Source organism: Nocardioides sp. NPDC059952 (assembly GCF_042730435.1).
GTDB lineage: Bacteria > Actinomycetota > Actinomycetes > Propionibacteriales > Nocardioidaceae > Nocardioides.
In genome coordinates this window covers 56730-76549 of sequence record NZ_JBHWLY010000014.1, presented here as the reverse complement: position 1 = coordinate 76549, position 19820 = coordinate 56730, and the positions used below count along the sequence as shown (strand labels likewise).

At 68.8% G+C, this 19820-nt stretch carries 17 protein-coding genes, 3 tRNA genes and 3 pseudogenes; 11 read left to right on the top strand and 12 right to left on the bottom strand.

Features of this window, described 5'->3' with window-relative positions:
- The first annotated feature begins 19 nt into the window (after window positions 1-19).
- The gene (locus ACFV9G_RS09205; protein ID WP_378726986.1) at window positions 20-1384 is read left to right on the top strand and encodes an OFA family MFS transporter; all 1365 of its coding nucleotides are present in this window, start codon (window positions 20-22) and stop codon (window positions 1382-1384) included.
- Window positions 1385-1498: 114 nt separating this feature from the next.
- Here ACFV9G_RS09205 and ACFV9G_RS09200 read toward each other — a convergent pair whose 3' ends face one another.
- Window positions 1499-2320 carry an aminotransferase class IV gene (locus ACFV9G_RS09200; protein WP_378726984.1) on the bottom strand — a complete coding sequence of 274 codons (822 nt, stop codon included), beginning with the start codon at window positions 2318-2320 and terminating at the stop codon, window positions 1499-1501.
- Between the two features lie 167 nt (window positions 2321-2487).
- On the opposite strand from ACFV9G_RS09200, the gene ACFV9G_RS09195 reads away from it, so the two are divergent.
- The 3 genes from ACFV9G_RS09195 to ACFV9G_RS09185 all read left to right on the top strand — a co-directional run bounded on the left by ACFV9G_RS09195 (window position 2488) and on the right by ACFV9G_RS09185 (window position 2775).
- A tRNA-Gly gene (locus ACFV9G_RS09195) sits at window positions 2488-2560 on the top strand.
- 35 nt (window positions 2561-2595) lie between these two features.
- Window positions 2596-2666, top strand: a tRNA-Cys gene (locus ACFV9G_RS09190).
- A gap of 34 nt (window positions 2667-2700) precedes the next feature.
- Window positions 2701-2775: transfer RNA gene (locus tag ACFV9G_RS09185), tRNA-Val, on the top strand.
- A 96-nt stretch (window positions 2776-2871) separates the two neighbouring features.
- Here the strand turns inward: ACFV9G_RS09185 and ACFV9G_RS09180 are convergent.
- A pseudogene (locus ACFV9G_RS09180) lies at window positions 2872-3318 on the bottom strand (tyrosine-type recombinase/integrase); the annotation flags it as partial.
- Between the two features lie 28 nt (window positions 3319-3346).
- Window positions 3347-3595: pseudogene (locus ACFV9G_RS09175) on the bottom strand (transposase); the annotation flags it as partial.
- Between the two features lie 102 nt (window positions 3596-3697).
- Between ACFV9G_RS09175 and ACFV9G_RS09170 the strand changes: the two are divergent.
- Window positions 3698-4207: a DinB family protein gene (locus ACFV9G_RS09170; RefSeq protein WP_378726982.1), complete on the top strand. Its 510-nt coding sequence runs from the start codon at window positions 3698-3700 to the stop codon at window positions 4205-4207.
- 47 nt (window positions 4208-4254) lie between these two features.
- Here the strand turns inward: ACFV9G_RS09170 and ACFV9G_RS09165 are convergent.
- Window positions 4255-4459, bottom strand: a pseudogene (locus tag ACFV9G_RS09165) (ISL3 family transposase); the annotation flags it as partial.
- A 298-nt stretch (window positions 4460-4757) separates the two neighbouring features.
- Here ACFV9G_RS09165 and ACFV9G_RS09160 point away from each other — a divergent pair.
- Entirely contained in the window at window positions 4758-5261 is a 504-nt protein-coding gene (locus ACFV9G_RS09160) for a hypothetical protein (protein WP_378726980.1), read from the top strand.
- 29 nt (window positions 5262-5290) lie between these two features.
- On the opposite strand, the gene ACFV9G_RS09155 is transcribed toward ACFV9G_RS09160, so the two are convergent.
- The 5 genes from ACFV9G_RS09155 to ACFV9G_RS09135 form a co-directional block, all read right to left on the bottom strand.
- Window positions 5291-5854, bottom strand: coding sequence for a flavoprotein (locus ACFV9G_RS09155; protein WP_378726978.1), 564 nt, complete (start codon window positions 5852-5854; stop codon window positions 5291-5293).
- 37 nt (window positions 5855-5891) lie between these two features.
- A complete protein-coding gene (locus tag ACFV9G_RS09150) occupies window positions 5892-6371 on the bottom strand; it encodes a (2Fe-2S)-binding protein (protein WP_378726976.1) in 480 nt (159 codons plus the stop codon).
- Between the two features lie 27 nt (window positions 6372-6398).
- A complete protein-coding gene (locus ACFV9G_RS09145) occupies window positions 6399-8804 on the bottom strand; it encodes a molybdopterin cofactor-binding domain-containing protein (protein WP_378726974.1) in 2406 nt (801 codons plus the stop codon).
- A 117-nt stretch (window positions 8805-8921) separates the two neighbouring features.
- Window positions 8922-9857 carry a helix-turn-helix domain-containing protein gene (locus ACFV9G_RS09140; protein WP_378726972.1) on the bottom strand — a complete coding sequence of 312 codons (936 nt, stop codon included), beginning with the start codon at window positions 9855-9857 and terminating at the stop codon, window positions 8922-8924.
- Window positions 9858-9933: 76 nt separating this feature from the next.
- The gene (locus ACFV9G_RS09135) at window positions 9934-10818 is read right to left on the bottom strand and encodes a response regulator transcription factor (RefSeq protein WP_378726970.1); all 885 of its coding nucleotides are present in this window, start codon (window positions 10816-10818) and stop codon (window positions 9934-9936) included.
- 135 nt (window positions 10819-10953) lie between these two features.
- Here ACFV9G_RS09135 and ACFV9G_RS09130 point away from each other — a divergent pair, with 135 nt between their 5' ends.
- The 3 genes from ACFV9G_RS09130 (at window position 10954) to ACFV9G_RS09120 (ending at window position 14740) form a co-directional block, all read left to right on the top strand.
- Complete coding sequence (locus ACFV9G_RS09130; protein ID WP_378726968.1) at window positions 10954-12270, top strand: MFS transporter; 1317 nt, start codon at window positions 10954-10956, stop codon at window positions 12268-12270.
- A 65-nt stretch (window positions 12271-12335) separates the two neighbouring features.
- Complete coding sequence (locus tag ACFV9G_RS09125) at window positions 12336-13964, top strand: AMP-binding protein (RefSeq protein ID WP_378726966.1); 1629 nt, start codon at window positions 12336-12338, stop codon at window positions 13962-13964.
- Window positions 13961-14740 (top strand): thioesterase family protein, encoded by a 780-nt coding sequence (locus ACFV9G_RS09120; protein ID WP_378726964.1) that lies wholly within the window; start codon window positions 13961-13963, stop codon window positions 14738-14740. The genes ACFV9G_RS09125 and ACFV9G_RS09120 overlap by 4 nt, the downstream gene beginning before the upstream one ends.
- 30 nt (window positions 14741-14770) lie before the next feature.
- Here the strand turns inward: ACFV9G_RS09120 and ACFV9G_RS09115 are convergent, their stop codons facing one another.
- Window positions 14771-16213, bottom strand: coding sequence for an MFS transporter (locus tag ACFV9G_RS09115; RefSeq protein ID WP_378726962.1), 1443 nt, complete (start codon window positions 16211-16213; stop codon window positions 14771-14773).
- A 99-nt stretch (window positions 16214-16312) separates the two neighbouring features.
- Here ACFV9G_RS09115 and ACFV9G_RS09110 point away from each other — a divergent pair, with 99 nt between their 5' ends.
- Window positions 16313-16873 (top strand): TetR/AcrR family transcriptional regulator, encoded by a 561-nt coding sequence (locus ACFV9G_RS09110; protein ID WP_378726960.1) that lies wholly within the window; start codon window positions 16313-16315, stop codon window positions 16871-16873.
- Here the strand turns inward: ACFV9G_RS09110 and ACFV9G_RS09105 are convergent.
- Entirely contained in the window at window positions 16864-18570 is a 1707-nt protein-coding gene (locus ACFV9G_RS09105; protein WP_378726958.1) for an AMP-binding protein, read from the bottom strand. The two genes, ACFV9G_RS09110 and ACFV9G_RS09105, sit on opposite strands and share 10 nt — an antisense overlap.
- A gap of 218 nt (window positions 18571-18788) precedes the next feature.
- Between ACFV9G_RS09105 and ACFV9G_RS09100 the strand changes: the two genes are divergently transcribed.
- Window positions 18789-19307, top strand: a complete 519-nt coding sequence (locus tag ACFV9G_RS09100; protein ID WP_378726956.1) for a potassium channel family protein — start codon at window positions 18789-18791, stop codon at window positions 19305-19307.
- Window positions 19308-19310: 3 nt separating this feature from the next.
- Here ACFV9G_RS09100 and ACFV9G_RS09095 read toward each other — a convergent pair whose 3' ends face one another.
- Window positions 19311-19790: an OsmC family protein gene (locus ACFV9G_RS09095; RefSeq protein ID WP_378726954.1), complete on the bottom strand. Its 480-nt coding sequence runs from the start codon at window positions 19788-19790 to the stop codon at window positions 19311-19313.
- Window positions 19791-19820: the final 30 nt, after the last annotated feature.

The following is a 19820-nucleotide window of genomic DNA, read 5'->3' as shown; positions in this document are numbered from 1 at the left end:
CCTTTCTCGCGAGCGAACGGTGGCCGGTCCCGGCTTCAGCCGCTGGCTCATCCCACCCGCCGCCCTCGCCGTCCATCTCTGCATCGGCCAGGTGTACGCCACCAGCGTCTACAAGACCGCCCTGGTCGAGCACTTCGACACGAGCCAGACCGCGATCGGGGTGATCTTCTCGATCGCGATCGTCATGCTCGGCCTCTCGGCCGCGGTGATGGGCACCTGGGTCGACCGCAACGGACCGCGTGCCGCGATGACCGCAGCCGCGGTCTTCTGGTCGTCCGGCTTCTTCGTCGGCGCCCTGGGCATCGGCACCGGCCAGCTGTGGCTGGTCTACCTCGGCTACGGCGTCATCGGCGGCATCGGACTCGGGATCGGCTACATCTCCCCCGTCTCCACGCTGATCAAATGGTTCCCGGACCGGCCGGGCCTGGCCACGGGCATGGCGATCATGGGCTTCGGTGGTGGCGCGATGATCGCCAGCCCGCTGAGCGGTCGGCTGCTGGAGCTCTACGACCCGTCCTACACCGGTGACGCCAGCACCGTTCCCGACGGCCACGCGGTGATGATGCTCTTCGTGACCCTCGGCGTGGTCTACCTGATCTTCATGTCCTTCGGCGCGGCCACCGTCCGCGTCCCACCCGAGGGCTGGACGCCGGCGGGCTGGGACCCGGCCAGCGTGAAGCAGAAGAAGCTCGTCACCACGGCCAGCGTCTCGGCCAACAACGCGATCAGGACGCGGTCCTTCTGGCTGGTGTGGATCGTCCTCTTCTGCAACGTCACCGCGGGCATCGGCATCCTCGAGCAGGCGGCCCCGATGATCCAGGACTTCTTCCGCACCGACGGAGTCTCCACGGTCAGCGCGGTCGCGGCCGGCGGCTTCGTCGGGCTGCTCTCGATCGCCAACATGAGCGGCCGGTTCATCTGGTCCTCGACCTCCGACGTCGTCGGTCGCAAGCCGATCTACATGATGTATCTCGGGGTCGGACTGGTGCTCTATCTGCTGCTGGCGACCGTCGGGGACACCTCGATGGCGCTGTTCGTGCTGCTCGCCGTCGTGATCCTGTCCTTCTACGGTGGCGGCTTCGCGACCGTTCCGGCCTACCTGCGCGACCTCTTCGGCACCTTCCAGGTCGGCGCCATCCATGGCCGGCTACTGACCGCCTGGTCGGCTGCCGGCATCGCCGGACCGCTCATCATCAACGCCTTCCTCGACGCGCAGGGTGAACCCGGCACGCTCACCGCGGCCGCCTACCGGCCCGCGCTGCTGACCATGGTCGGCGTCCTGGCGGTCGGCTTCATCGCCAACCTCCTGGTGCACCAGGTCCCCGACCGGTTCCACGAGCCGAAGTCCGCCGACTCCACCGAGACCGAGAGGAGCGCAGCATGAAGGCCAAGATCGCAGGTGCCTGGGCCCTGGTCGGGATCCCGCTGGCCTACGGCGTCATCGAGACGCTGCGCCGGGCGGCGCAGCTCTTCACGGGCTAGCTCTGCCGAGGTCTGTTCAGAGGCCGAGAAGGCTCGGCTCGTTCGTACGCCACGCCTCCTGCGCCGCCCGGGTGACCGGGCCGTGCGGGAGCGTGCGCGCGCCCCACTCGGTCACGGCCTGGACGTCGCGCAGGCTGGAGGTGAGGAAGGCCTCCGTGGCGTACTCCTCGACCTCGTCCAGCGGCTCGTCGGTCTCCTCCGCACCGAACCACTCCAGCACCAGGGCACGGGTGATCCCGGCCAGCGGGCCGCTGGAGAGCGTCGGGGTCTTGAGCGTGCCGTCGAGCACGTAGAAGACGTTGCTGCCCGTGCCCTCGCACAGGTCGCCCACGGTGTTGGCGAAGATCGCCTCGCTGGCCCCGTGCTTGCGGGCCTCGGCCAGGGCGATGACGTTCTCGGCGTACGACGTCGTCTTCAGGCCGGTCGTCGCACCGTGCTCGTTGCGGCGCCACGGCACGCTGACGACCTTGGTCTCGTCCGGGTTGGGGGCGGCGTCCTCGAGGCCGATGATGACCGTCGGCGCGACGTCCACGCGACCGGAGCCGAACGGCGCCGGCCCGCCCGTGACGGTGATCCGAAGACGCCCGTACGCCGTCGGGGCCGCGCCCAGCACGGCCTCGACACCCTTGGTGATGAGCCCGCGGTCGAGGGTGGGCAGGCCGAGGCCGGTTGCCGACCGCTCCAGGCGGTCGAGGTGGAGGGCGAGCGCGAACGGCTGGTCCTCGATCACCTTGAGCGTCTCGAAGACGCCGTCGCCGACCACCAGACCGTGGTCTTTGATGGAGACCGCCGGGGCGGCCGGGTTGTCGAGAAGCTGACCATCGATCCACGCGCGCATGCGGCAACTCTAAGACGTCCCTGGTCAGGGGCCGGAATGCTCGCCGATGGGACTGATGAGGCTGCTGGTGAATGACACGAAGGTGACCCCCGATTTGTCCCCCGACAGCGGCTCCGTTAATGTTCTTCTCGTCGCCAAGGGCACGGGAAACCGGGCCGGAAGCACAAGCGGACGTAGCTCAGTTGGTAGAGCGCAACCTTGCCAAGGTTGAGGTCGCGAGTTCGAGCCTCGTCGTCCGCTCGGAGTAGGTCTCCACCGGAGGCATTGCCTCCAGCGGTGGGTTGGCCGAGAGGCGAGGCAACGGACTGCAAATCCGTGTACACGGGTTCAAATCCCGTACCCACCTCGAAGCACCACCCTGATATAAACTGAACAAACCCGGACGATTGGCGCAGCGGTAGCGCGCTTCCTTGACACGGAAGAGGTCACTGGTTCAAACCCAGTATCGTCCACCACAGCAACCGGCCCCTGACCTGCAGAAAAGCAGATCAGGGGCCGGTTCAATTTGGCTCGTAGAATGCGCGTTCGACAGTGCCTGACAAAGTGCCTGACTAGCTGGCCTCGGGACGCTCTTCCTTCTTCTTCCTCTCGACCGAGTCGCCGAACAGGACGTCCATCGCCTGAGCCCCAGTTTCCATCACCGGCCGCAGCTCGTGGCGGTAGATGAGTTCGGTGACCTTGCTCCCTCCGGTGTGGCCGACCAGGCGGGCGATCTCCTCGACAGATACGCCGTACTCAGATAGCAGCGAGACGAACGAGTGCCGCAACTCGCGCGGGGTCCACTCCTTCGGTTCGATCCCCTCGACCTTTGCAAGCGCGCGGCGGAAGCTGCGACGAACGTTCGCGGCGTCCAACGCTGTGCCGACAGTCGTCGTGAACACGTGGTCGTTCTCGACCCAGTCGGATCCGGCGAGCCGCTTCCAACTGACGTGCCTCACCCGGTGCTCATGGAGCACGGCGGCCACCTGCCTCGGAAGCGCAAGAGTTCGCTTGGACTTGCGGGTCTTGGTCTCACCTCCCTCTCGATTCGAGGCGGCCGTTGATCGCTTCGGTGGGGCCGTTGGATGTGCCGGGCCGGTCGAAGTAGGCGAGCACGTCGGCGGCGCGCTTGGTCAAGATGCGCCCGAGCGTGATGATCTCGCTGAACGGGCTGGGGACGCCTCGACTGATCGACTCGATCAACTGCCTCATCAGCTCGCGGCCCCGGGTTCGGTCGGGCTCACGGTAGGCGGCGATCATGCGCTGGGAGATGCCCCAGGTGGCTTCGACCCCTACCCGGCCACCGACGCGCCGACCGGACTACACCCTCAATTGCGACTGCGAAGAGCCCAAAAATAGCCCCGGTGCGAGGGTCGGCCCGCGTGCTACGTTCCGGCCATGACTAGACCCGGTGAGATCCTTGGCAGCGTGCTCGCCGCCAGCGAGCGGGAACAACTCGAGACGTACCTGGATTACCTGCGCGACGCCGTCGTGCGCAAGGCCCGTGGGGTGTCGGAGGAGGACGCCCGGCGCAGCCCGGTGCCGACCGGCACCAACCTCGGCGGCCTGATCAAACACCTGCGGTGGGTGGAACTGGGCGGGTTCGCCCAGCAGATCGGGCAGATCCCCGCCGCGGAGCTGCCCACGCCGCCATGGACCGACGCAGACCCGGAGGCCGACCTGCGGCTGGAACCGAACGAGAAGCTCGACGACGTCATCGCCGCCTACCAGGAGGCGTGCGACCGCTCCCGCGAGATCGCCGCCCAGCACAGCCTCGACCACGCCGTCACCACACCGCGGGGCAGGGAGCTGACGTGGATGTACCTGCACGTGATCGTGGAGACCGCCCGGCACGCGGGCCACGCGGACATCCTGCGCGAGATGATCGACGGCAGCGTCGGCGACTGACGGCTCGCGGCGCGTCGTCGGTCCGCGTTCCGGGTCGTCGGAGGCGGCGTTACAACGGTATCGGCGGAGGCTGACCTCCAACACCGTGGGCCGCCAACCGAACGGCTCCTGCGCCAACCGCCGGACCACCGTGTCCCTGGCCGCGCCCTGGCATCCGCAGCGACGACACCATCTGTCAGGCTCGACAACCCGGCACCGGAGAATCGCCCGATCGGGCTCCAGCCGCTGCCCGAGCACTTCGAGCCCGAGATCATAGTCACCCCCATCCTCGGGAGACCTCGACCGGGCCGGCCCTTGATCAGCGGAAACGCAGATCCGGGGGCCGATTCGATTTCATGGCCGGCGCGACGTACGCGGGACTGGATACGGCACGAAAACCAACGTTCGTCGGCCGTCAACAACCCCGAGAACCCACCGCTCAACGCCTGTATCCAATTCAGGGGACATCGTCGACGCAGCGGTTTCCTGATGAGGGCCGCCGCCTAGCGTTCGATCTTGTCGCGTACGCGAATAGCGACTTGTCTTCGAGTCGGGTGAAGGAGGACTCCCGATGACAGACTCGGCCTGGTTCGCGCTCACCGTTGCCGTCGTCGGTGGAGCCGGAGGCTTCGCCGGATCGTGGCTCAGCACCTGGATGTCACTACGTTCGCAGGCGCACAGTCGACGGCAGGAGCAACAGCAACGGGATGGAGCCGTGGTAGGTGCCGTCCTCGACTATCTCGGCATCGCTGATCCGCGACGCCTCGCTGGACGAACAGCAGATCCTGACCTTCGGAGTCAGGAGCTTCGTGACCTCGAGTGGCGACAGGGAGAGCTTCGTCTACAGCTACAAGTTCTGGCTTCAGGTCATCCTGATGTTGCGGTATCCGACACCGCTCGTGGCCTCGCGACATCGATTCACAACTCCTTCTCATCGACGGCGGTGGCGGTTCACGACGTCGGCACCCCGAATCACTGGACTCTGCTCGAGACCGCTGTGAGCGACCATGCGGCCACTCGGAAGCTCGCCGAGAAACTCCTCGACAAGACCAGGCGATACGCCCATCACCGGTAGGAGGAACTGCGGCAGGCACCGTAGCTGTCCTAGGTCGGTGACGTACCGCGAGCCACCGCCCGCCGAGCGGCATCGACGATCGGGCCCCATGGCAGCTTCTGGTCGCGTGGCATCTGGCGGGGCGGGTGGAGGGGCCAGAGGTCGGGGCCCTCGATGAGGTCGACGCCGGCGCTGCGTAGGGCTGCCACGTGGGCCGGCCAGGCGGGGTGCTCGGCGTGGGCGGCATTGATGAGCGGGAAGAGCACGACAGGGACCGTCGAGAGGCACTCGGTGACGACGGTGAGGGCCTGGTTGTCGGCCAGGCCCAGGGCGATCTTGGCAGTGGTGTTGAACGTCGCGGGGGCGACGACGATGGCGTCGAGCCGCTCCGGGTGCGTGCGTGGCTCCCACGGGAGGCGGCTCGGTCCCCGCACGGGGAACCCAGTCAGCGCCGCGATCCGGGCGGCCTCGCCGTTCGCGCTGAGCCAGCTGAACGCCGTCGGCGTCAGGGTCACCGGCACCCGGTGGCCGGCATCCACCAACGGGGTGACCAGCTCGTCGCAGAGTTGCTCCACACCACCAGCGGCGCAGGCGATGACTCCGACGATGGCCACCCCGCGAGCGTACGGGACGAGGATCGGGGCCGAGGGGTCAGTCCATCTTGCCGGCGCCGGCCTTGATCGCCTCCCGGATCCGTACGTAGGTGCCGCAGCGGCAGATGTTGCGGATCTCGTCGATGTCGGCGTCGGTGACCGAGCGGCCTTCGGCCTGCGTCTTGTTGACGGTCGCGACCGCGGCCATGATCTGGCCGGGCTGGCAATAGCCGCACTGGGCGACGTCGGCGTCGAGCCAGGCCTCCTGCATGGGGTGCAGGTCCTTGCCGACGGAGCCGGCGAGTCCCTCGATCGTGGTGATCTCGTCGTCCTCGTCGAGGGCGCTGATCGGGGTGGCGCAGGGGTTGAACGCCTTGCCGTTGATGTGGGACGTACAGGCCTTGCAGACGTTGATGCCGCAGCCGTACTTGGGGCCACGCACGCCGAGGACGTCGCGCAGCACCCACAGCAGGCGCTCGCTGTCCTCGACGTCGACCGTGACCTTCTCCCCGTTGAGCTTGAAGGTGTAGTTGGGCATGAGCGATCCCTTTCGATCGGTCTTCGGTCAGTAGGTGTGGCTGAGGCCGTCGGTCGGAGACGCGGGCACGGGCGGGACGAACGACTTCACCTCGAAGCCGATCGGGTCGTGATGGTTGATCGGGAACGAGGTCGGCATGCTTCCCGTCGCCCGGGCGTAGGCACAGGCCACCGCCGCGAACGAGGCGGCGACGCCGGCCTCCCCCGCCCCGCCGGGGATGTCGGTGACCGGGTCCATCACGAACACGCGTACGTCGGGAGGGGTGTTCCACTGGCGGGTGTAGAAGTAGTTGTCCCAGCTGGCCTCGAGGTAGTGGCCGTCCTCCAGGTGGGTGCTCGCCGTCAGGGCGAGCGCGATGCCGTCCATGATCCCGCCCTGCATCTGCGCCTCGACACCCTTGGGGTTGATCACCTCTCCGCAGTCGATCGCGAAGGTCACCTTGGTGACCCGGGGACCCGTGACGCCGTTGTAGATCTTGCGGTTGACGGTCTCGGGACGGCAGTCGATCTCGACGAGGCAGGCGGAGTAGCCCTTGTACTCCTGGTGGACCGCGATCCCCTGGGCCGTGCCGGCCGGCATCGACCTGCCCCAGCTGCCGGCGGCCGCCACCTGCTTGATGACGCGTCGCAGGCGGTCCTCCTTGGCGTACTTCAGCCGGAACGCGACCGGAGTCAGCCGCATCTTCTTGGCGACCTGGTCGATCGTGAGCTCGAGCGCCGTGCGTACGTCGGGCGAGTAGACGTTGCGCACTGCGCCGGAGTTGATCGCCTTGCTCGTCGTCTCCATGAGGCCCTGGGTGGTGACGCCGACGTCGTACGGCACCTGCTGAGAGGTCACGAAGATCGTCTCCGAGACGCCCAGGTTGCTCACCCCGGCCGGGAGCGAGATGGCCGAGGAGGTCAGGATCTCGCCGAAGCCGTGGCGGTAGTCGGTGGCGGTGCAGGTGTGCTGCTGCTCGACGGCGAGGATGTTGTCCCCCGCCCAGACCGTACGCACCCGGGAGGTCGCCATCGGGTGGTTGCGGCCCTGGCGCGGCTCGTCGGCCCGGTGCCACATCAGCCGGACCGGCGCCTGGCACTTCTGCGAGATCAGGGCGGCCTCCTGTGCGGCGTCCCAGAAGAGCTTGCGGCCGAACGATCCACCGGACTCCACGACGTTGAAGGTCACCGCGGTCGGGGGCAGACCGAGCTCGAGCGCGATGCTCTCGGCAGCCACGATCGGCGTCTTCGAGCCCGCCCAGATCGTCGCCTTGTCGGCGCGGACATCCGCGACGGCGCAGTTGGTCTCCAACGGCGAGCCGCTGCGGGTGTAGAAGACGAAGTCGGTGTCGAGCGTCTTCACGTCCGCTGCGCCGAGCCCACCGGTCAGGCCACCCACCGCATCGGTCACCGTGCCCAGCAGCTCGTCGACGTCGGGCACCAGCATCGGCCGCTCGATCCCGCGGAGCTGCTCGAGCACGTCGGCGTCGGACTTGCCGCTCACCGAGCCGGGGTTCCACTCGACGTCGAGGGCACGCACGGCGTTGATGCACTGACCGAACGTCTTGGCGCGTACGGCGACCCCGGTCGGGATGGTGACGACGTGCGTCACGCCCGGCATCGCCTCGACGTCCTTCTGGTTGCGGACCGATCGCACGGTGCCGTTGTGCTCGGGGGCGCGGCAGACCATCGCGGGCAGGGCACCCGGCACATCGAGGTCCATGGCGAACTGCTTCGTGCCGGTGACCGCGTCCAGGGCATCCTTGCGTCGCCGCGGAGTGCCGATGACCGAGAAGTCGGACTTCGGCTTGAGATCGACGTCGACGACCTTCGTGACCAAGGCCGCGGCAGAGGTCGCGAGCTCGCCGTAGGAGATGGAGGCACCGCCGGGCGCGGTGATCACCCCCTCGTAGACGGAGAGTGTGTCGTGCGGCTGCGCGAGCGCGATCGCCGCGGCGTCGAGCAGCGCGCCACGAGCAATGGCGGCGGCCACACGTACGGGCGTGTACATGGCATGGATCGTGTTGGAGCCGCCGGTCATCTGGTTCCAGATCAGCTCGGGGCGAGCCTTCGACAAGGTCACGTTGACCTTGCTGAGGGGCAGGTCGAGCTCCTCGGCGATCAGCATCGCGATCGAGGTGGTGATGCCCTGCCCGACCTCTGCGCGAGGCAGCTCGAAGGACGCGGTGCCGTCCTTGTCGACGACGACCTGGATCAAGTTCGCGGTGGGGCGTGCGGCATCGGTCAGCAGGTCGTTGAGGTCGTAGAGGTCGGCCGGCTGCGGGACCCCCGGGACGACTGCCGCGGCCGGGGTGCCGAGACCGATCCCGAGCTGGGCCGCGCCGGTGACGGTGGCAGCGGCCAGGAGGTAGCCGACGAAGCGACGGCGGCCGAGCTCGTGCTCGGCGAGGCCCGATACGGACAGGCCCGATGACGTCTCGGGATGTGTTGACAAGGGGTTACCTCCGTAGGTCCGGTCAAGGTCCTGGTCACGCTATGTGCGCCGCGTCACACCTGTGTCGCCATGGAACGCCAACTTCGTTGACTTTCCGCGCCAGTTCGAGCATTCGGCTCACACCGAGGTCAGAGTGTCTTTTCGCAGCGCGCCCGGAGTGACCCCGAAGCGTGACCTGAAGGTGCGGGCGAAGTGCGACGGGTCGGGAAATCCCCATCGGGAGGCGATTGTCGCGGTCGAGTAAGCGGCATGGGCCGGGTCGAGCAGCGCGTCCCGGATCGTCATCAGCCGGAACTCCCGCAGGTGCGCCATCGCGGAGCGTGGTTGGCTCTCGAAGAGACGGTGCAGGCTACGCGGCGAGAGTCCGTGGGCGGCGGCCACCGCGTCGTGGCCGAGGTCCGGGTCGGCGGCGTGAGCCTCGACGTGGGCGATGATCCGGGCCCGGAGCGCCTCCCCCGGGTCGACCAGATCGTCACCGCCGACCAGGCTCGAGAGCAGCTGGATGGCTGCTTCGCCCAGATGCGTCGCTCCCCCGGCCTGGGGTGTCTGGCGGACAGCACTCCCCAGCAGATGCCCGAGAACGCCGGTCCTGCCGTCGAACGCAGTCCACCCGTGCGACATCGACCGCTCGACCACGGCGTCCGAGGCTGCCAGCGCCCGGCGCGGAAGCGTCATGGCGAGGCACTCCCAGGTCTCCTCGAAGCGCAGCTCGTAGGGGCGGCTGGTGTCGTAGATCGCGATGTCGCCGGGCCTCAGTACGAGCTCGGCGCCGCCCTGCCGGACGACGGACCGCCCGTGGCGCTGGATGCACACCTTGAACGGCTCGTCCGGTACGTCCGCGAGTGAGCGTCGGGTGCGGCGTACGACCTGCGGGGTGCCGCCGACGCGGAACGCGTCGACCCGCCCCAGTCTCGCGTGCTCGATCGCCCCGGCCAACGGCCCGGGCACGACCTGCAGGCCGGGTGGCAACCGCTCCGAGTGCAGTCCCGCGAAGGCGTCCGCCAACGCGGTCCGCCACCTCTCCGACACGTCGCCCGAGTCCCCATGCGTCATGCGGTGATACTGCGCACCCGACTCACCCGGCGGTACCCCCGTAAGAGGGCCCGCCGCACGACCGACTCGGGTGGCGTCAGTCGATCAGGCCGGCCTCACGCGCCATCCGGACGGCGTGGACGCGGTTGTTGGCGTTGAGCTTGCGGGTGGCGCTCTTGAGGTAGGACTTGACCGTGCTCTCCACGATCCCGAGGGCCTCGGCGGCCTCCCGGTTGCTGTTCCCGAGGGCGACCTGTCGCAGGACGTCGACCTCGCGCGCTGCGAGGTGCACGGCCGGAGCGAGCTGAGTCGGCTTCTCCCCCGGTGCGGCGGTGAGCCGCCGGACCATGGCCTCGAGGCGGCTGCGGACCTCGGGGTCGATCACCTGGCCGGCCAGGTCGGTGAGCTCGGCCGCCATCTCCCGGCGTTCGGCGAGGTCGCGGTTCGCGGCCGCCTCGACCGGGCTCGGCGCTCGTGTCGGCGGGGGCGCCAGCCGGGAGAGCCGGTTGCGGACCTCGTCGTCGATCAGGATCTCGCGCTCGAGGGTGCGGATGAGCGGACGCAGCGAGTCGAACCAGACGCCGCCGAGGCCCAGCCGCGAGCGGGAGGCGAGATAGATCAGCATCCGCGGGGCCCGGTCGACCAGGATCGGCAGGGCGGCGACGGTCTGGATCTGCTCCTGGGCGACCGCGGTGTCGTAGAGGTGGGTGATGCCTCGAGCGGTGTAGTAGTGGTCGACGGAGCCGGGCTGGCGGGTCTGCAGGGTCTTCCCGCCCAGGCCCTCCCCGTTGACGACCCGCAGGCCGCGCAGCGAGACGCCCTTGGCGCCGCAGGTCGCGGTGATGTCGATGGCTGTGCCGTCACCGCGCACCGGACCGCCGAAGGCCAGATCGAGCCCCGACGCAGACCGGAAGGAGGCCAGCGTCTGGGCGATCCGGGACCCGTCGTAAGGCGCCTCTGGGGCGATCGCGGTGGTGCTCATGGCGTTGAGCGTAAGTGACGACCATCACAGGCAACAAGAGGCGTACCCCCTCTTTCGAGGGCACTCGTCCGGGGGTATCGGGCAGGTGACGACGGTCCCACACTCGGTTCACCAATCCGAGTAGGAGGCACGATCATGGCCCAAATCGCGGCTAACCGAGCCGAGGTCGACGGGCGCACCATGCGCCGCGTCGCGACGGCGTCACTGACCGGCACCACCATCGAGTTCTACGACTTCCTCATCTACGGGCTAGCAGCAGCCCTGGTGTTCAACGCCATCTTCTTCCCGTCCATGGGTGGTCCGGAGGGCACCCTGGCCTCGATCGCGACCTTCGGCGTCGCGTTCGTCTTCCGGCCGCTCGGGGCGATCCTGTTCGGCCATTACGGCGACCGGATCGGCCGCAAGGCCACGCTGATCACCACGTTGCTGATCATGGGCACCTCGACGTTCGCGATCGGCCTCATCCCGAGCGTGGAGTCGATCGGCAAGGGTGCCGTGGTGATCCTGGTGCTCCTGCGAGCGCTGCAGGGCATCGCGCTCGGCGGCGAATGGGCCGGCGCGGCCCTCCTCACCACGGAGTACGCCGCGCACGGCCAGCGCGGGCGCTACAGCATGTTCCCGCAGCTCGGTCCCAGCCTCGGCCTGATCATCGCCGCCGGCGCCATGCTCACCACGTTCCGGCTGATGGAGCCCGACGCGTTCGCGGCCTGGGGCTGGCGGATCCCGTTCCTGGCGAGCGCCGTCCTGGTCGGCGTCGGTCTCTGGGTCCGGCTGAACGTCGCCGAGACCCCGTCGTTCAAGAAGCTGCAGTCGGCGGGCAGCCGCAGCACGCTGCCGTTCCTCGGCTGCATCCGGGACCAGTGGCGTCAGGTGCTGCTCGGCGGCGGCATCATGGCGATCGTCTTCGGCGCCTTCTACACCGGCGCGAGCTTCATGGTCGCCCACGCGGTCGGCACGCTCGGCCTGAGCATGACCCAGGCTCTGCTCGGGGTCATCGTCGCCGCGTTCGCGATGAGCATCACGGTCATCGCCTCCGCGTGGCTCTCCGACGTGCTCGGCCGCCGGACGGTGCTGCTCCTGGGAGCCTCCTTCGGCATCGTGGCCGGGCCGCTGGCCTTCGGGGTCATGGAGCCGGGCAGCTTCGCGAGCTTCGCCCTGGGCAACAGCCTGCTGCTGTGCGTGCTCGGCCTCAACTACGGTCCGATCGCGGCGTTCCTGCCCGAGATGTTCCAGGCGAAGTACCGCTACACCGGCGCCGGTCTCGGCTACAACATCGCGGGCATCCTCGGCGGCGCCGTGCCGCTCGTCATCGCCGAGGACCTGCTGGCCCGATGGGGCACCGACGGCATCGCGTACTTCCTCACCGCCCTGGCCCTGCTGAGCGTCGTCTGCCTGCTGATCGCCAAGGAGACCAGCCGCGTGGAGCTCGACGCGGAGCCCGCGCTCGCCTGATCCGGCACCCGCTCACCCTCCTTCGGGGGTGTGGCTGCCACCACGGTCTCGGTCATGCTCGCGGCATGACCGAGACCTCATCCATCACCGCATCGTCGGCCCGTGGCGACATCGACGTACCGCTGCTCGAGGAGACGATCGGAGCCAACTTCGAGCGCACCGTCGCCCGTCATGGAGACCGTGAGGCGCTCGTCGAGATCGCCACCGGCCGGCGCTGGACCTACACCGAGCTGGACGCCGACGTGGACGCCCTCGCGGTCGGCCTTCGCAAGGCCGGTATCGGTAAGGGCGACCGCGTCGGCATCTGGGCTCCGAACTGCGCCGAATGGACGATGGTCCAGTTCGCCACGGCCAAGATCGGCGCGATCCTGGTCAACATCAACCCCGCCTACCGCACTCACGAGCTCGCCTACGCGCTCAACCAGTCCGGGGTGCGGCTGCTGATCAGCGCCAAGGCGTTCAAGACCAGCGACTACGTCTCGCTCGTCGGCGAGGTGGAGGGCGACTGCGGCGCTCTCGAGCAGACGGTCTTCCTGGGTACGCCGCAGTGGGATGCGCTGCTGGCCGCGGGCCGTGGCGAGCGGCTGGCCGACCACGTCGACTACGCGCTGGCCCCGGACGACGCGATCAACATCCAGTACACCTCCGGGACCACGGGGTTCCCGAAGGGCGCGACGCTGTCGCACCGCAACATCTTGAACAACGGCTTCTTCGTGACCGAGACGATCCACTTCACCGAGCAGGACCGGCTGTGCATCCCGGTGCCCTTCTACCACTGCTTCGGCATGGTGATGGCCAACCTCGGCTGCACCACCCACGGCGCGACCATGGTCATCCCGGGCCCTGGCTTCGACCCGGCTACGACGCTGCGGACGGTCCAGGACGAGAAGTGCACGGCGCTGTACGGCGTGCCGACGATGTTCATCGCGATGCAGGACGACCCGGGCTTCGCCTCCTACGACCTCTCCACGCTGCGTACCGGGATCATGGCCGGCGCACTGTGCCCGATCGAGGTCATGAAGCGGTGCGTCAGCGAGATGCACATGAGCGAGGTCGCGATCGCGTACGGGATGACCGAGACCTCGCCGGTCTCCTGCCAGACCCGCACCGACGACGACCTCGAGCGCCGCACCGAGACGATCGGCAGGGCCGCCCCGCACGTCGAGATCAAGGTCGTCGACCCGGCCACCGGTGAGGTCGTCCCGCGAGGGACGGCGGGCGAGTTCTGCACCCGCGGCTACTCGGTCATGCTCGGCTACTGGGACGATGAGACGAAGACCGCCGACGCGATCGACGCCGACGGCTGGATGCACACCGGCGACCTGGCCGTCATGCGCGAGGACGGCTACTGCGTGGTCGTGGGAAGGATCAAGGACATGGTCATCCGTGGCGGCGAGAACATCTACCCGCGCGAGATCGAGGAGTTCCTCTTCACCCACCCCGACATCGCCGAGGCCCAGGTGGTGGGCGTCCCGGACGAGCGGTACGGCGAGGAGCTCTGCGCCTGGATCAGGATGCGTCCCGGCGCCGAGCCGCTGGACGCCGAGGCCGTCCGCGCCTTCGCCAGCGGCAAGCTCGCCCACTACAAGGCACCCCGCTACGTGCTGCTCGTCGAGGAGTTCCCGATGACGGTGACCGGCAAGGTCCGCAAGATCGACATGCGCGAGCAGAGCGTCGCTCTGCTCGGCCTGTGAGCCGCCGGATGGTCTACTGGCACCGGACCGGCCCGCACACCTTCACCCCGACCGAGCACGTCGGCGGGGCGTGGGATCCGGACACGCAGCACATCTCCACCCTGCTGGGCGTGCTCGCGCACGAGGTCGAACGCGACCGCGACGCCCGCCGTGACGACGGGCTCCAGATCACCCGGATCGGCTACGACATCCTCGGTACCGTCCCGCTGGAGCCGGTCGACCTCGAGGTCACCGTGCTCCGCGCGGGGCGCACGATCGAGCTCGTCGAGGCGCGCGCCTGCCATGGCGGCCGACCAGTCGTGCTCCTGCGTGCCTGGCTCACCGCCGGCTACCCGACCGCGGAGCTCGAGGGGACGCACCACCTGCCGATGCCCACGCCGGACGAGGTGCCCGCCTGGGACATGACCACGCTGTGGGGCGGTGGCTTCATCGCCTCGGTCGAGGTGCGCCGCCACGACATCGGCCCGGGGCGGGCGCAGTCCTGGGTGCGTACGGCCCACCCCCTCGTCGCCGACGAGGAGGTGAGCCGGCTCGCACAGGTCGCCGGGCTGCTCGACATCACCAACGGAGTAGCCGTCCGGGTCGACCCGAAGGTCGTCAGCTTCCCCAACGTCGACCTGACCGCGCACCTGTTCCGCGCTCCCGCTCCCGGCTGGTTGGGCCTCGACACGACCGTCTCCTTCGGCCCGGCCGGCGCCGGTGTGACCACGTCCGTCCTCCATGACGAGCAGGGCGCCTTCGGCGTCAGTACGCAGTGCCTGACCGTGCGTCCGTGACGTCGCCGTCTCCGGCCGCGGACCCCGCCCTCAGCCGGCAGCGACGGGCACCGGCACCGTGGCCGAGCGGCGTGCTTGCCGCCGGCCGGCGGCAAGGATGACGACGGCGATGATCATGGCCAGGACGTAGAAGCCTGTCGCGACGTCGAAGACAGCCGCGTAGCCATGGGCCTGGGTGACCGTGCCCGGTGCCGGGTCGTGGTGCACGGCGCTGCCGTAGACGACGGTGAGGAGCGCGAGCCCGATCGAGCCACCGATCTGGTGAGCCGTGTTGACCAGGCCCGAGGCCGCGCCGGCATCGCCCTGGTCGACGTCGGCCATCCCGAAGTCGGTGAGGAGGATGATCGCGATGCCCTGGCCGATGCCCAGCACGAGCAGCGGCGGCAGGATCGAGGCCACGGTGGTCGTCGCGTCGATCCGGCTCAGCCAGGCCATCCCGATCGCCGCAGTGGTCAGGGAGGTCAGCAGCAGCACCGGCTTGCTGACCCTCGGTGCGGCCCAGCGCACGACGTACACCATGGCGAAGAACATGCCCGTCATCGGAATGTAAGCGAGCCCGGTGGCGAGCGGGCTGAGGCCCCGTACGTTCTGGAGGTACTGCGAGAGGAAGTAGAACGTCGAGAACATCGCGCCGACGATCAGGATCCGGCCCACGTACGCCCCCGAGCGCTGCACGCTGAAGAAGAGCCGGAGCGGCACGATCGGCTGGGAGGCACGCAGCTCGATGATCACGAAGCCGACGAGCAGGACCACGGCTGCGGTCAGCGGGAGCAGGGTGCGGGTGCTGGCCCAGCCGACCTCGGCGGCCTCGACCAGACCGTAGACCAGCGCCGACATGCCGAGGGTGACGGTGAGCGCGCCGAGGAGGTCGACGCGGCCGGACTGACGCTCGGTCTCCGGCAGGAAACGCGGCGCGAGGACGAGAACCAGGATGCCGAGCGGGACGTTGATCAAAAGTCCCCAGCGCCAGGAGAGATACTCGGTGAAGACTCCCCCGACGATGATCCCGACGCTCGCACCGGCACCGATCACCGCGCTGTAGATCGCGATCGCCCGGGTGCGCTCCTCGGGCTCGGGGAAGCTGGTGATCAGGAGCGCCAGCGTGGACGGGATCGCGAACGCGGCCGCCAGCCCCTGCAGGGTGCGGGCGGCGATGAGAAGTTCGGCCGACGGCGCGAGCCCGGCGAGGAGCGAGGCCGCCGTGAACAGCGCCGTGCCGGCGATGAACACGCGGCGCCGACCGAGCAGGTCGCCGGCTCGTGCGCCGAGCAGCAGGAGGCCCCCGAAGGCGAGGACGTAGGCGTTCTGGATCCACGACAACGAGGAGTCGGTGAAGCCGAGCTCCGTCTTGATGTGGGTGAGCGCCGTGGTCACGATCGAGGCGTCGAGGGTCATCATCAGCTGGCAGCCGAGGATCACCATGAGGACCACCGCCCGGTGACGGGCACCGGCGCTCGGGGAGGTCGGAGACATGAGTGCACCATTCCTAAGTAACTAACGAGTTGGTTATGCCAGTGAAGCACTCCTCGCCGAAAAAGACAACTAACTAGTTACTTGCTTTAAGGTGGGCGTATGGCCAGAGACTCCGAGGCGACCCGTGCCCGCATCCTCGACGCCGCCGAGGCCGAGTTCGCGGCGTACGGCATCGCCGGCTCGCGCGTCGACCGGATCGCGGAGACGGCGCTGGCGAACAAGGCGCTGATCTACAAGTACTTCGGCACGAAGGACGAGCTCTTCGACGCCGTGTTCGCGCACCGGGTGCTCGCGTTCGTCGACGAGGTCGAGTTCGACGCCACCGACCTGCCCGGCTATGCCGGGCGCTCCTTCGACCTCTACGAGCGCTTCCCCACGACGCTTCGACTGACGACCTGGTATCAGCTCGAGCGCCCCGACGGGAAGCTCCCGGCGATCGTCGCCTCCAACGATGCGAAGCTGGCCAAGATCGAGGAGGCGCAACGTGCCGGGAAGCTGACGACCGCGTACTCGCCGCTCGAGCTGCTTACCGAGGTTCGTGCGCTGGCGATGAGCTGGCACCTGCACACCCCCGAGCTGGCCCTGGTGCGTCGGCCGAGCCGCTCCCGATGCCGCGAGATCGTCGTCGAGAGCGTCCGGCGCCTGGTGGATCAGGACTGACGGGAGAAGAAGTCCTCGTAGCGGTGCTCCCCGGTCGGCCGCTGGTCGACGACCTCCTGCTCACGCACCCGGAGCTCGACGCGCCGGATCTTCCCCGAGATCGTCTTCGGCAGGTCGAAGAACTCCAGGCGACGTACGCGCAGGTAGGGCGGCAGGTGGTCGCGCGCGAACTCGAGGATGGCCCGGGCGGTCTCGGCGGTCGGCTCGTGCCCGGCCGTGAGGGAGACGTACGCCTTGGGGACGGCCAGTCGCACCGGGTCCGGGGCCGGCACGACCGCCGCCTCGGCCACCGCGGGATGCTCGATCAGGACCGACTCCAGCTCGAAGGGCGAGACCTTGTAGTCGGAGGCCTTGAAGACGTCGTCGGTGCGGCCGACGTAGGTGATGTAGCCCTCCTCGTCGCGGCTGGCGACATCGCCGGTGTGGAAGAAGCCGTCGCGCATCGCGTCGGTGGTGCGCTTCTCGTCGTCGCGGTAGCCGGTCATCAGGGTCGCGGGCCGCTGGGCGAGGTCGAGACAGAGCTCGCCCTCTCCCGGCCCCTCGACCACGGTCCCCTCTACCGGGTCGACCAGTACGACCGGGACACCGGGCAGCGGCCGGCCCATCGACCCCGGACGTACCGGCTGGCCCGGGCTGTTGGCGATCGTCGCGGTCATCTCGGTCTGCCCGAACCCGTCCCGGATGGTCAGGCCCCACGCCCGGTCGACCTGGCTGATCACCTCGGGGTTGAGCGGCTCACCGGCACTGATCGCCTCGCGCAGCGATCCGCAGCCGCCGGAGAGGTCGGCCTGGATGAGCATCCGCCACACGGTCGGCGGAGCGCACATGCTGGTCACCTGCTCCTCCCGGATCCGCTGCAGCAGCGTGGCCGCCTCGAAGCGCGCGTAGTTGAGGACGAAGACGGTCGCTCCGGCGAGCCAGGGCGCGAAGAAGTTCGACCAGGCGTGCTTGGCCCAGCCGGGGCTGGAGATGTTCATGTGCACGTCGCCGGGGCGGAGGCCGAGCCAGTACATCGTCGAGAGGTGACCGACCGGGTAGGTGTAGTGGGTGTGCTCGACCAGCTTCGGCCGGCTCGTGGTGCCGCTGGTGAAGTAGAGGAGCAGCGCGTCGGTGGTGGCGTTGCCGGGGTGCTCGAGCGGCCCCTGGCGCTCCGCGGCGGCTGCGGCGTAGCCGTTCCAGCCCTCCCGCTCCCCCACGCTGATCCGCACGTAGTCGCCGGGGACGCCGTCGAACTTGTCGGTGTCCTCGACGTTGCAGACCACGGCCTTCGCCCGGCCACGCTCGAGCCGGTCCACCAGCTCGGCCGTGCCGACCGCCGTCGTCGTCGGCATCAGGACCGCCCCCACCTTCATCGCCGCGAGCATCGTCTCCCAGAGCTCGACCTGGTTGCCGAGCATGACGACCACGCTGTCGCCCGAGCCGACACCGAGGCGCCGAAGGTAGCGGGCCACCGTGTCCGATCGACGCGCCAGCTCATCGAAGGAGTACTCCGCCCGCGACCCGTCCGACTCGGAGATGACCAACGCCGGGGCGTCGTTGCCCCGAGCCATCGGGTCGAACCAGTCGTGGGCGAAGTTGAAGCTCTCCCCGACGTCGGGCCAGCGGAAGGTGTTGAGCGCCTCGGCGTAGTCGAGGCGCTGGGCGATCAGCGCGTCCCGGGCGGCGAGCAGGGCGTCGGTGGAGGTCGATCCAGTCATGGCGGTCATCATCGTCGCGAGGCCGACACCCGCCCTACCCCCGGAAGAGGGGGCCGGGTGCACCAGAACCTGGCGGCTGGTTCGGGTGTCACCCGTGACGGGTGACGCGGCGGCACCGCCCGTGACCGCATCCTGAGGATTCAGTACGTACGACGAATCGAGACTTCCATGGGGAAAGCCGCCTACGAGGCGCCTGCCTCTGGCCAGCGGAGAGCCCGGTGACGAGCAGTCGATCAGCTGAGCGGAGTCCGCGGTCCAAGGCCTGGTTGCGTCCGATCCTGATCTTCTGTGGCCTGCTGATCGCCTACTACGCCTTTCCGTTGAAGTGGGCGACAGACTCGGCGGTGGCCGTCGGCGCGAGCCTGCTGGTGACGGTGGGGGCACTCTCACTCGTCGGGACGGTGATGATCAAGGAGCTCGGCTCCGTCCGCAGGGGCGGGCCCGGGCACAGCACGCGCGTGCTGGCCATGTTGCTGATCCTGCTGGTGATGGCGGCGTCGCTGACCTTCTTCCTGCTCAACCAGATCCGACCTGACGAGATCGTCGGCCTGGAGACGCGGACCGACGCTCTCTACTTCACCTTGAGCACCATGACGACGGTCGGGTACGGCGATGTCCATGCCGAGGGACAGATCGCGAGGGCGTTGGTGTGCGTGATGATCGTCTTCAACATCGTGGTGGTGGCATCGCTCGTCCGGGCCCAGACCACCTCCCCGAATCGCCCTCGGGCCGACTAGGGGCTACAGGGTCAGCCCGCCCACGATCACGGTCGGCTCGACGTCGACGGGGAAGTTCACGCTGCTCGCGATGAAGCAGTCCAGGTGGGCCTGGTGGTGGGCGGACGTCGCGGCCTCGATCATCGACGCGTCGGCGACGGTGACGACCGGGTGCAGCACGGCGCGGGTGAAACGGCCGCCGGTCCCCTGCGTCTCCATGGTGGCGGTCGCGGCGTCGTGGTAGTCGAGGACGACCACGCCCACCGTCACCGCCTGGTGCAGGTAGGAGAGCAGGTGGCACTGCGCCAGCGAGGTCAGCAGCAGCTGCTCGGGGTTGTGCCGACCCGCGTCGCCGCGGAAGGTCGGATCGGAGGAGCCGAGGATGTCGGGCAGGCCCTCGATGCGTACGACGTGGTCCCGGGCGTAGTCGCGGTAGCCGCTCGTCCCGGTGCCACGGTTGCCCGTCCACTCCACCGAGACCGTGTAGTCGTGGGTCAGTGCCATGTGCACAACGCTAGCGGCCGTCCGAGTCCG